We start from the raw sequence: 12,738 nt of genomic DNA, 5'->3' as shown, positions 1-12,738 counted from the left end.
GCGTATAATAAGGTAAGAGCTCTTAATATCACACTACGGAGGTTCCTATGCAAACCATTGGTAAAAAAATTAAACAACTACGGCTCAAAGCAGGACTCAGTCAGATTCAACTGGCTGAACAATTAGGGTTATCTAATCAAGCAGTATCCAAATGGGAGACTGATTTTTCTCAACCAGATATCAGTCTCTTACCTGAACTGGCTACTCTTTTCGGCGTTAGTATTGATGAGCTGTTTGATTACACAGCGGAAAACTACTATGAAAAAATCCAAAACAGCCTAGAATACGGCATCTCCCTATCCAACAAAGACTTCCAACAATTTGAGAGCTTTTTACTGAATCAGCTCACGATGACACCAGACAAGTACGACGCCAACTCAACACTGGGCTGGCTCTATCTGAGCCATGCAGAGCAGCTGCGCAAGAAAGCTAGTTTCTATTGTAAAAAAGCTCTTGAGCTGCGCCCTAACAGCAAGAGAGATATTAGCATCATCAACGCTGCTTCTGGTGGCGTTATCTATGACTGGGATGTCCGAAATCGCCAGGAACTCATCGATTATTACCAGAAAACCTTGCTGGTCGCCCCTGAAAACCAACGCCTCTACTTTTACCTTTTAGATAACCTCATCGATGATGGTCGTCTAACAGAGGCTCGTCAGATCTTGACAGCATCAGAAATCAATAACCCAGATCCGTTAAATGCTTTTTACAAGATTTTCATAGAAGAAAAAGCTAGAGGTTTCAAAATGGTTAAAACAGACTATCTGACCTTAACTCAGCAGTTTTCCAAAGACTGGCGAGTCCTCTTTGCTGTCGCTAATGCCTTCTCTCAAAATGCCTATTACAAAGAAGCCATTCCCATTTGGGAGGCGGCCTTTGAGGCGCAGGTTAAACCGCGCTACACCGACTTTTACGAATCTATCGCCCAATGTCACATCAGACTGGGTGACCATGAGGCTGCTATTAAAGCCTACAAACACGTTCTCAAAATTTTAAGAGAGGATTGGAACTATCGTTTCGGTAGCCACATTGACCGCATCAACGAAAAAATCTTACAACTGACCTCCTTAAGCCAATCAGTCGGCAACTCTTCTAACTAAATAGCCAACCTAATCATCAAGAATTTCCAAGTAGGCACCATCAAAAGGCTTGGAAATATCTGGCTCGAACGAGCTTTCCAAGCCTTTTATCGTCAAAACCCTCCTAGAACAAGATGTCTAGGAGGGTCATGTTTAGTTATAGTTGTGGGGAAATCGGATAAATGTAACTCACAACCCCTTCAGAAGTTTGAGTTGGGTCAAAGAAACCACGATAGTTGGCAATATTGGGATTACCACCAATATTAGCTTCCAAGACCTGAATACTAAATTCGCTCTGTACATCAGTCACATAAGCCACGTGACCATAGCCACCATAAGGATCGGTCCATACAGCAATCGCACCTTCGACAGGTACGGTACCTATCGTAAAGCCATCTGCCGCTGCACTCGCCGCCCAGTCTCCGCCGTTGCCCCAATAAGTATATGCCCACGGTGCCAATTCCTTGACACCCCAGGTACACTGTCCAACGGGGTAGAAGTTGCCAGAAGTCAGGTTGGCTTGTGCATTTGCAATCGCCAGCTCGCTACGGCTCCGATAAGGATTAGCCGCCTCTGCCGCTGCTTTTGCTTCGGCTTCGGCTTTTTCCTGCGCAGCTTTTGCCTCAGCGGCAGCCTTGGCTTCAGCCTCAGCTTTCTCATGTGCTGCTTTTAGTTCTCGCTGGCGAGCCTTCAAGGCCGTCACCAGCTCTTGCTCTGTTTGGTCAAGGCTATTGGCCTGAACAGTTGATAATAGTAATAATTGTCCAGCCATCAAAGCCCCTAATAAGGCCATCTGGAACAATGATTTTCTTAATTTTAACATTATCTGAATTCCTTTCTATCATTAAACTGCCTGTCTAGCATACGATAGATTTGTAACAATCACATCACAAAGGCATGACATTTATGACAGAAAGATTAGAACTGATGGACTAAAGCTGTATTTTAAGGTTAAACGGCTTTCATTTAAGGAAAAACTCTCCTGAAAACAGGAGAGTCCTTACTAAAGTTGCCAGTGTTTATCTGGTGAAAATGCTTGACCAACGGGAGTATCAGCTGCTAATTCAATGATTCCTCGTTTTTGAGGAGCATTCGGCAGAGCCAGCTCCCGTGGGGAACACATCATGCCATAACTGTCAACACCGCGCAACTGCCCTGGAAAAATCAACAGACCACTCGGCATCATGGCACCTGGCAAGGCAACAATTGTTTTCAATCCTAACGCGACATTTGGAGCTCCTGCAACAATCTGAACCGTCTCATCAGCTGATACTTTGACTTGGCAAATGTTCAGGTGGTCACTATCTGGATGAGCAGTCAACTCAACAATCTCACCCACGACAAATTTGGGCTGGTCATCAGCCACAAGCTCCTCATCAAAACCAAGTTCAGTCAAGCGCTGATTGAGTGTCTGCAACTCCTCTGCTGATAGAAAAACCTGACCATTCCCCTCAATTGGAAACAGTTCTGACACTTGGAAAATGTTCCAAGCCACCGTTTGACCATCAGCTTTGCGGACAATGCGGGCAACAGTCTCTCGCTTGTCAACTTCAACAGCTTGCTTCTGGTCGTCAGCAACAATGACCATGAGCACATCACCCACATGTTTGTTATAGATAAAAATCATGTTTTCTCCTTAGATCGTTTGTAAAAATTGGCTAATCTCTTGCTTTGTTTTTCGGAGGCGGTTAACGAGGCGACCGATTTCTTGACCACCTTGGGTGACAACAAGGCTTGGGATACCGAACACATCCCATTGCTTAGCCAAGTCCATAAACTGATCACGGTCAACCTGCAAAAAGGTCAGTTGTGGAAAATCCGCCACCAACTCATCTAAGACAGGATAGATAAATTGACAATCCCCACACCAGTCTGCGGTAAACAAAAACACAACTTTCTGGTCACTGTTGACCAACTGACTGATCTCATTTATTGAACTAGCTTTCTTCATCATTTCTCTCCATATCATGCTCTTTGTAATCAATGTCACCCTTGTGGTAGCGAAAATCAAATACCACACCATCATCAAAAACGACACCACCAAAGGCTTGACCAGCTCTGCTATTGACCTCCGTCAAATAAACCACCTCAATCTCTCCCATCGGTGCGAAAAAGGCGCGAATCTCCGCTAACAGTTCGCTATCTTTTTGTTGCTCTTTGACCTGCTTTTTGTGACCAATAAGAGCAAGAATGCCTAGGGCGCTAACAAACCCTGTCACTAGGGCAAATTTTTTCTTTTTCATGACCTTATTATACTCCAATCTCTCAGAAAATACTAGTCTACGTTAGCCGATCGAATGACTTTTCGCCCCCAGTTTTGCTCTGCTAGGTCTGGGTGTCCCAGTTGGTAAATCCGATCTGCTTGCTGGGTGAGGGCGTCCCATGGCTCTTTGCCAATGCGTGTGACAAGCGCTACCTGACCTTTGATGCTGGACAGGTGGGCTTGTCCAGTGGGGCTAAAGCCCAAGACCCGCACCGCAGACGGCAGCTCCGCTTCTGTCGCATTGACCAGGATATAGGTCAGCACCCGCCGCACCCGTGCCTTGGTGTAGCGCTTGGTCGCAACACGTGCGATGAGCTCGTCAATGGTCTGGCTATCGCCAATAGCAGAGCAGATACGGCTAGCCAGCTCTGCATTGACCTGATAGATTGCTGTCAGGTTTGGGTGGGTCAGGATCTGATAGCGGAGCAGGGGGAAATAAGCTTCCCAGGAGACCTGCGGTGAGGAGAGCAGGAGATCAGCCGCTGGGCTGACCATGCGGACAAAGTCGCCATCTGCGATGTGCTTGCGGATGGCTGTCGCTGACGCATACTGCTCTGCCATTTCCTCCGAGTGAAAGCCAGCCCCCTGCCGAGCGATAGGGCAAAGGGCAATCCCTGTCCCAGCTGCCGCCTTGGCATAGGCCAGCGCCAAAATGTGGTTGGGCGTGTCACCCGTGAAGGTCAGCCCCGTAAAGGTCTGCCACATGGTCTGCGCCTTTTCAGGGTAAGACAGGTGGTCGGGCAGGCGCGTGAGAAACGTCTCCATCTCCTCTGCCTGCTTGGCGTAGGTGTCCGCAATCAGCTGGTAGTCCATGACCGCCTCTGTCCCAAAGGCCAGCTGGTTAATCCCCAGCTGCCGCAGGATGTCCACTGCGCCTTTGGCAAAGTAGTCCGCCGACTGGACAGACACCAGAAAGGGCAACTCCACCACGATGTCCGCCCCATGCTCTAGCGCCATCTGCGCCCGCGTCCACTTATCCACGATAGCAGGCTCCCCCCGCTGCATAAAATTGCCACTCATGGCAACGATTTTCAAACCTTCCACTTGGTCAAGCAAGTACTTGTGTCCATTGTGAAAGGGATTAAACTCTGCGATAATGCCTGTTGTGGTCATGGGGGTCCTTTCTGTCGTACGATAATCGACTTAGCACTATCTTAAGTTAAAACACTCAAGAGTCATGTACTCAAATTCTGTTCCTTCTCATTATAACACATTCAGAAAAGGTAAACCGTAGCTTTATGAGTGCATCCTCTGCTATACAGACCAGACCGTAACTGAGCTTCTATTAATTCGTTAGGCTTTCCCAAGTTTTTAGTGGAGTGGAAAAGGATTGGGCAGACTGTCTTTTTATTAGCTGTTTCTAAAAAACTTATTTTTTTCGGCAGAATAGCTATAATTCATCCGCTTTATAGGTAAAATAACCTTCGTAATGATAGCTGGCGTCCAGCCCTTTCATATAAATCTGCCAGTTGTCTACAGCTGTTGTCAAGGCATGCTGGATAAGGTGTTTAATTTCAATGCTTCGGATGGGGCTACGTTCCATGGCAAGAAGATAATCTTCTTTATCAATTTTTGACCAGTCAATAACTTTTCCCAACTGATGTTTTAGAAGGTGGTCAAGCCAAAGTCTCCCTGCTCTGCCATTGCCCTCACGAAAGGGATGAGCGACGTTCATCTCAACATACTTGTCGATAATAGCGTCAAAGGTCGTTTGGGGCATGGTGTCGATATGCTCAAGAGCAGCTCGAAGGTACATGGTCGGAGCAAAACGGAAATTCCCCTTGGCGAGGTTGACCGTCCGAATGCTTCCTGCAAAAGGATAAATGTCCTCAAAAAGGTGGGGGTGAATAAAGGCGAGGGTACTAAACATGCCTGGAGGCTTGTCTCTAAGCAAATTTTGTTCAAAGAGCTCCAATGCCTTTTTTTACTGATTTTTTCCTCTTCCCTTGCCAAGTCGCTGGAAGTGGTTAAGCCTAACTTGTTTTCTAATACCATAATGATTGTTCATTCCTTTCGTTTCACTCAAGGCACAGCATTGAATGAAAATTGTCATGCTTGTTTTCGACTATAATTAACGTAGGAAGTCCCATCACCGACAAACAGGGAATCACTAGCTACTTCTTTACCTTTGCGAATGAGCTTCTTCAGCTGCAAGACGGGGTGGAAAGAGGGACGATAAGTGGTAGGGGATTTTTCATCAAAAAATAATTTATCTAAGGCAACGCAATTAAATCTCTCAAATAATCTTGTAAGTCTGGCGAATTTTTTATTTTCAACAAAGCTCTTTTAGCATATTCATTTTCAAATTTACTCATCACGCCATTTACAATCTCACCTTTTAAATTACAAATACTAATTAATTTATCATAATCATCATTATCAATCAGATTCTCTATCTCAGAAACTCTTTCATCAAAAATTTGTTCCATCTTTTGAAGGTTGGAAGAAATTGTAGTATGAGCGTCTGAGATATCCAATCTATTGGTAAGATTCGATACTCTGAAGAACTCTCCCTCAATAACATACTTGACATAAGCCCCCGCCTGTCGCTCTTTCTTATTAGATATAGACTTCCTCACTTCATTCTTCACATCTTCAAAAGTTGCTCCTTTAACAGCTTCCGAAAGTACTTTCTCAACAATAGGTTCCTTCATCAATAACATTTCAACTTCATTTACAGGTAAATGATACACACCAATTTCCTTATAATTATCTAGTATATCTTGTGAGTAAAAATCTCTATCAATAAGTCCTACGACACTAGAGCCAACAGTACCAAGTTTTTTAACAGCTTTGACTGCTTCTATAACATCCCTATGACCTTTAATAGGTTTTATTAAATATCTATCCGAATATAGAATGTTGAACAGTTGATAATCTAGGCTATTAGTTTCCCCTTCACAAAATAAGATTGGTTTTCGGCTACCAACTAATTCAATCAGTAACTTATTATCTATTCCGATACCATTAGTATCTAGTGATGTAAGTTCAAATTCACCTATATTTTTGTATTTTTGGCACCACATAATACGAGATTCCAAGCGTGATGTAATAAAATCACTATTGTGAGAGATAAAAATAAACTTACAATCTTTTCTTGTTTCAAGAATTAAATCCCACAGTTTATTGCAAATAGCCATATTCATATGAGTTTCAGGTTCATCGATGACAAAGATAGTCTTCTCTTTAGCAAGAACTGCGCAAATAATATAAAATAAGGCACTCTTCTCTCCATCGCTCAATGAATTGATATGATAAGAAACCTCTTTTCTAGGATTTAATTGTCCAGAAAATGAATCTGTCTTAAAAACAATGTCATCAAATATCTTCGAGTAAATTTGATTAACTTCATCTAATTTAGATATTTGAGTGCCCTCTCCATCAGACTTGCTACTCTGGTGCTCTCTCACAATAAAATCAATTATCTTAGAAAATAGTTCATAGGTATCACCTTCAGCACCTACATAAGAGAATACCCCTTGAACTTTTAGATTTTGAGAAACGAATAAGTCTTGAACTTGATCAATATTAGATAACCTAGTTGATGAACTTCCTGTCATATATAAATACTTTTGTGCTGGGATACAGAATAAATTATGCAATTTATCCCGTTTTAAATCATTAACCAATGTTGATTTTCCTACACCATTTTTACCAACTAAAATGATGGATTGTTCATCACCAATCAACTCATTTAAAAGAGGGATATTCTGATAGAAACTTATAATGGCTATAACCTTAGCATAGCGTGATTTTGCATTACTAATGATTTGAATAAATGTTTCAATCTCTTCAACTGAATCTGGAAAGCCTGAGTATTCAAAGTCTGCAATCAAGTACTCTAACTCTAGATTTATATTACTTCCATCCGTAAAAAATGAATTTAATTGGTCAGTCTTTCTAATAATATGGCTAAGATTACTAGCTTCCACCTGTTTTATTACATCATTTACGTATTTTGTAAATTCTCTTTTCATCAATTCTAAACTAGACGATGGCTCAGAGGGATATAAACTAATATCATTAATCTGATCACGAGTTTTAAGCATACAATTCATCAGTCGTTCTAACATTTATTTCCTCCATTATAATTCTCTATTTTCAGCCTTCCCCCACCGTCCACTTAGGCGACCCGTCACCTAAGTAGACGGTGGGGTATCTCCTAGTCCATAGCTTTAACATTCTCTTCAAATAAAGCCATTCAATCCATTCGTCTGACACTAGCTTTTAACTCAGTGATTATCCATTCTGGAACTTCAAAGTAAGCATAGAGTTGTCTCTCAATTTCTTCAACTGATTGTGACCAGTCTATGAGAGAGTAATCTGTAAAATCAAACCAAGGAACATTGCTCCAGACCTCTTTAGATTGGTTATGTTGAGTAACTTTCAATGTTCCTAGCATTGCCCGAGCAACATCAGTTTTAATAAACTTCAGACAATTTTTAGCATGCTCCTCTGTCTCAAAAGTACCAAATGAGATAAATGTTTGTGTGTGACCCACGAGTGGGGTACCCACGAGTGGGGTACCCACGAGTGGGGTCGATAGAACTTCGCCTATCGACCCGCTTCCATTGGAAGCAGGCAAGAACACTTTGTACTTATTCAAATTTGGGTGTTCTTCAATCAAGTTAGCATCAAGCCATTTTGTCACTCGTTCATTATTCAAGCGACCGTAGATACCAATTTGATCATCAGATAGTTTGCTATCAGAAAAAATTTCAGGTAACTTTTCAAAAATATTAGATCCTATTGATTTCTCTTCTGAACTTGAAACCCTTCCTTTTAATTTTGGATAACGAATATATAGTTGATCACTAAACTTATAGCTACTTTTTCCATATAAATATTCATTAAACGAGCGAGATACTTTGGATCTTACCAACTGTAATAAGACATTTAGCCACTCAATCGGTGTAAACGTTCCAATAGAGCCAAATTTTTCTTCCACATTCCTATATGTGACTGCTACACCACCTTTAATATCTGTATTTGGAAATACCTCATTAGATTTATGGGTAAAATAAATGACTTTGAGATGTTCATCAGCTAACATCTTCTCGTTCCACTTTTTCGGTGTCTGACCAGCGTTAAAGAGAAAACGTGCTGGTGTAATCAAGGCAACTCTATCCGCCAACTGGTATGACAAATCCATAAACTGATGATAAATTGGCTCATCACGAGCTACATCCCCAATTCCTTCATTTTGATATGGCGGGTTACCAATCACAACATCAAATTTCACGTCTTTGAAGACCTCCTTTATCTTGTCCTGACCGCTTGAGAGGTCGGTTTTGAGAATCTGGCTGAGCCCATCGATATAAGCAACATTGACAGGCAGATGGCGGTAGCCAGCTAGCGTCCGCTCAGTGATGGTCTTGGCCATCGGGGTTTTAGCGACAGCATAAATCTGCTCCTGCAAAATCTCGCCATAAACCGCCAACTCGTCAAAATGACTATCCCTATTAGCCTCCACAGACTTATAGAAGAGACTCATGGCCGCATGCAGCGGATAAAGCCCTGTTTTGGCGTTGATATCAAGGAAGGTCTTGCCTTTTTGGTAAATAGCAGAGCTATCCTCACGCTCTACCCAGTGCAGGGCTGATTTACCATCTATGGTCATGCTGGTAAAGCTATCATCAAAAAAGTTAAGCCCTCCGATGGTCTTAGTCACTTGCAGATTGACCACTCGCCAAGGGGTTAAGACTGTTTCCTTATCAGGGTTCTTAAAGGTGCTAAAGAGCTCTGCAATTTTCTCAGCCCGCTCGATGATTCCTAGTCGGTCAAAGGACTTGGCACGGCGACGGATAATGCGCCCTGCTTCGATAAAGACCTCAGGATCGTAGAAGCGGACAATCTTGCGGAACATCCCTTTAGTAAAGCCCTTTGGCATAAACTCCTGCCAGGAAGCGTCATCTACTGCACTGATGAAACGATCGATACTGATGCCCTCATCAAGGTCAACCGCCATCCCGTAGATCATCATGGGAATACGGATAGAAACCCCGCGCAGGATAGAAATCATGGCCTTGCGCTGATTTTTAGCTTCCTTGAGCTTGGCAAGTAGCTCCTCTTCTTCTTTAGTTCGCTGCTTTTTCGGTTTCTTCTGGGCTACTTCCGCCTGTTCATGCTCTTCCTCGCTCATGCCATTGTCATTGATGATGATTTTGGTCTGGCGTTCTTTATTGGTCGTGCCAACGATAGCCTTGACATCGTTAAACAGACTGGCATCGTCTGCTGTCAGGGTTAAGAGCTGATCATTGTAGAGGCTATCGTCCTCAAAGCCTGACCTTACTGCTTTTTCCGCATAGACTTTCTTGAGCTGGGTCAGTAGGCGGTCGACATTGTAAGTCTTCATGCCATTACCACCATTACTTAGAATGGGCATAAAATTAAGAAGTTTCGTCATGGCACTTGTTTGTGCCTTGCTGTTCTTCTTACCAGCCCCAGAGTTAATCTGAGCTGACTCTGCCATAACAGTCAAGGCACGATCAGGCGCAAAGTCAAAGACATAGCAGACTTCTTTTTTGCCTAATGTTTCATGAGAAAATGGCGTCTGCGCACGAAAGGCCGCTTGCAGATAGTTCATTGGGCTTGTCGTATTGTTCAAAAAGACCACGCCCGTCCACTCTGGAACATTGACCCCAGTGGTCAGCTTGCGCACCGTTAGGGTGATGGTCTTGGTCAGACTTGGATCGTCTCCAATCGCCCGCTGTACCTTTTCAAGGTCATCAGCCGTTGCCTCACCGCTATTGTCACCATCTTTCACCACATTGACGATGGTGTAATCTTTTCCAAAGACAGGGTGGGCGAGAAGCGCTTGCTCAAAGGCTGCCGCTTCCTTGACCCCAGGCAAGAGCCAGAGGGTGTGACGCAGCGTTTCACGATAACTAGCCGTGGAGAAAGGGTAGTCTGTTTTAGGGTTTTCCTGACTAATCTGGTCTAAAAAGGCTTGAACCTCCTGCTTGTAGACCAGCTCCTCTTTATCATCAACCTTGAAAAACTCACGGAAGTTAAAGGACTTGCTCTCGTCAGCAAACTGCTCTTTGTTTGCCATCTCAAAAGTGTACATCTCAACCCGTGGCAATTCCCCGTAAGGGTTCGGCTTATCAGGATATTTTAGCTCCCAGCGGAGTTTCGCCTCCTGCTCCATGGTATAATCCCAAGTATAAACCTGCTCCTCGTCGTACTGATCCAGCAGGTTAAAAGGAGTGCCTGAGAGCTCAAGGATTTTCGTCTTTTCCTTAACAAGAGCAGCCATAACCGTCTGATTGAGCTCGGTCTGGGTTCCCTCATGCGCCTCATCGATGATAATCAAATCCCAGTCCACATCAGCATAGTCCGCCAGATTGACCTCACCGCCGCCATAGCGGAGCAACTGAATCGAGGCAAAATAGATAAAAGGTGTCTCTCCCATTTTTAGGACTTCGAGCTTTTCCCCACGATCTTTGGCACCATAACGGTAGCCTGCTTCTGCCATCTTCATCTTGCCAAAGTCATCAAACCAAGAATTTTTGACCACAGGACGATGGGTCATGAGCAGTACCTTTTTAAACCCCATATCCTTAATGAGTTGGAGACTTGCCAGGGTCTTACCAAAACGCATCTTGGCATTCCAGAGCATCCTGTCTTTCTTTTTGAAAACAGCCTTGGTCTGGTTGACAGCGTCTTGCTGATTAGGGCGTAGAGAAAAGACTGCTTCATCAGCAGTTGCTGGGAGATTCAGAGCATAGCGCCCCTCCTTGACCGCTTTAATGGCTGCTTTAGCAGTTTCAAGGTCAACTTCAAACCATTCATTTCCTTGGAGTTTTTCGGCTTGTTTAATGCCTGAACGCTTCAAGACCTCATGCACATCATGGTCATGGAACCATTTTTTCTGAGCTTTTTGCCAAGCTAGCTCTACCCAACCCAACTGATAGGTCAGTCCTGCGGTTGTCATGTACTGTTTAATCCGCTTTGGGGCAACCTGACGTAGAAAGTCACTGTTAGCAGTCCAATCAGCTTCCATGTCATCTTCAGCAATCGTTCCTTCACCGATTTTTTGCGTTCCATCGTAAGCCGAAAAACCACCGTTGCTATTATCCACCGTTTGGATATAGATGAACTTGCGTTCGGCTGTTTGATAGCGTTGCTGAGCTTGAGGGATAAAAAAGTCCTTGATGAACAGCTGGTCATCCACATAGGTTTTCATGAACCAAACCAGCAGAAAATGAATACTTGCTAGAGACTTTTCGGCATTCTCCTTTGTGGCTTGTTCTGAATTGAGGACATGAACCGCATCGTTCCCTCGCCCTTTCAAGCGACGAAAAGCCATCATGACCTCACCTGATGGGTCTTCAATCTGCTCATCAATCAATTTTAAGGTATTATGAAAGGTCAATCGTTCCGCATCAAGATAGCACCGATCGGCGACTAATTTCGCTAGGTGTTCAGCCAGTTTTCTGGTATTAAAGAGAACATTTTCATAATGTTGGTATGTAAAGCTCTCCTCCGCAATATTGGCTGTAGCCACTAATTCCCCCAAGTCTTCATCAAGTTTCAAAAAATCAAAATTACTGGTTAACATCATCTAACCTCTCAATTGATACACTTTCTGTATTGGTAAAATGGTTTCTTGCGTTTGGTCATCATCGTCAAACTCAAACAAGCTCAACTGTCCCTCAACGACAGTGTCCTCTATTACTTTTTCTCCCAGCATATCGGCAAAAATAACCTGTTGACAACTCACCTTACTAGGATTGCCTTTGACCGCTTGCCACTCCCAAAAAACAATGAGCTCATTGGTATCAGGATGTCGTTTGGTCAAGGTGTTCCCTCGAACAATATTGCGATGAATGAGAAAATGTGCCGAGCGATAGAGATCGGTCTTGCTACCCAATCGTTCACCAAACTGGGTCTCATACCAGTCTAAATAATAGATAAAGAGCCGATCACGTGCCACTTCTAGATTATCCGCTAAAAACTCAATACCGTAGATACTAGCGAGGGCAAAAAGAGATTTCGTCTTCCAATTCTTCTTATCGTATTGTTGCGTCAAAGCCTGTAATTTTCTCTCCAAAATCGCCAACAAAAAATTCCCATCACCAGCAGCAGGTTCTAAAAAAGTCGCATGAATCTGCTCACAAGCCACTTTTATTTCTGGAATATCCAGCATCATCTCTACCATCCATCTGGGAGTAAAGACTTCTCCGTGTTGCTGAACACGCTGTTTTGACTTAATCAGTTGCTCGGTCACACTAAGCCCCTTTCATCAGTATACTAGCTCTATTATACCACAAAAAGCCCTTGGTTTAGGGCTTTTTCACGATTTGTAAAGCAAACTTCGGAAGAATACAAGGATCATAAGAATAATAGTTTGCCATTAGCGGAAGGATAGAAAATAAAGCAACACACTCAATG

General features: G+C 43.4%; 9 protein-coding genes and 1 pseudogene. 1 reads left to right on the top strand and 9 read right to left on the bottom strand.

Annotation, left to right across the window (positions count from 1 at the left end; all coding sequences use genetic code 11):
• The first annotated feature begins 47 nt into the window (after positions 1-47).
• Positions 48-1,100, top strand: a complete 1,053-nt coding sequence (locus tag A3GW_RS0101875; RefSeq protein WP_018367626.1) for a helix-turn-helix domain-containing protein — start codon at positions 48-50, stop codon at positions 1,098-1,100.
• 136 nt (positions 1,101-1,236) lie between these two features.
• Here A3GW_RS0101875 and A3GW_RS12115 read toward each other — a convergent pair whose 3' ends face one another.
• From A3GW_RS12115 to A3GW_RS0101825, 9 genes and pseudogenes are all read right to left on the bottom strand, one after another.
• Complete coding sequence (locus A3GW_RS12115) at positions 1,237-1,902, bottom strand: CHAP domain-containing protein (protein WP_018367625.1); 666 nt, start codon at positions 1,900-1,902, stop codon at positions 1,237-1,239.
• A 180-nt stretch (positions 1,903-2,082) separates the two neighbouring features.
• Complete coding sequence (gene ytpR, locus A3GW_RS0101860; RefSeq protein WP_018367624.1) at positions 2,083-2,706, bottom strand: YtpR family tRNA-binding protein; 624 nt, start codon at positions 2,704-2,706, stop codon at positions 2,083-2,085.
• Between the two features lie 9 nt (positions 2,707-2,715).
• Positions 2,716-3,030, bottom strand: a complete 315-nt coding sequence (locus A3GW_RS0101855) for a thioredoxin family protein (protein ID WP_018367623.1) — start codon at positions 3,028-3,030, stop codon at positions 2,716-2,718.
• The gene (locus A3GW_RS0101850) at positions 3,017-3,322 is read right to left on the bottom strand and encodes a DUF4651 domain-containing protein (RefSeq protein WP_018367622.1); all 306 of its coding nucleotides are present in this window, start codon (positions 3,320-3,322) and stop codon (positions 3,017-3,019) included. Before A3GW_RS0101850 ends, A3GW_RS0101855 begins: the two co-directional genes overlap by 14 nt.
• A 32-nt stretch (positions 3,323-3,354) precedes the next feature.
• Positions 3,355-4,455 (bottom strand): nucleotidyltransferase, encoded by a 1,101-nt coding sequence (locus A3GW_RS0101845; protein ID WP_018367621.1) that lies wholly within the window; start codon positions 4,453-4,455, stop codon positions 3,355-3,357.
• Between the two features lie 277 nt (positions 4,456-4,732).
• Positions 4,733-5,337: pseudogene (gene fic, locus A3GW_RS10630) on the bottom strand (protein adenylyltransferase Fic).
• A 218-nt stretch (positions 5,338-5,555) separates the two neighbouring features.
• Positions 5,556-7,415, bottom strand: coding sequence for a DUF4435 domain-containing protein (locus tag A3GW_RS0101835; RefSeq protein WP_018367619.1), 1,860 nt, complete (start codon positions 7,413-7,415; stop codon positions 5,556-5,558).
• 128 nt (positions 7,416-7,543) lie between these two features.
• Entirely contained in the window at positions 7,544-11,908 is a 4,365-nt protein-coding gene (locus tag A3GW_RS0101830) for an Eco57I restriction-modification methylase domain-containing protein (protein ID WP_018367618.1), read from the bottom strand.
• On the bottom strand, positions 11,909-12,574 hold the full coding sequence (locus A3GW_RS0101825) for a DNA methyltransferase family protein (RefSeq protein WP_018367617.1): 666 nt from the start codon (positions 12,572-12,574) through the stop codon (positions 11,909-11,911). It abuts the gene before it with no gap.
• Positions 12,575-12,738: the final 164 nt, after the last annotated feature.

The sequence above is a fragment of the Streptococcus entericus DSM 14446 genome, assembly GCF_000380025.1.
Classification (GTDB): domain Bacteria; phylum Bacillota; class Bacilli; order Lactobacillales; family Streptococcaceae; genus Streptococcus; species Streptococcus entericus.
Note: the sequence above shows the minus strand (reverse complement) of the source record. Positions and strands in the feature narration are given on the sequence as shown.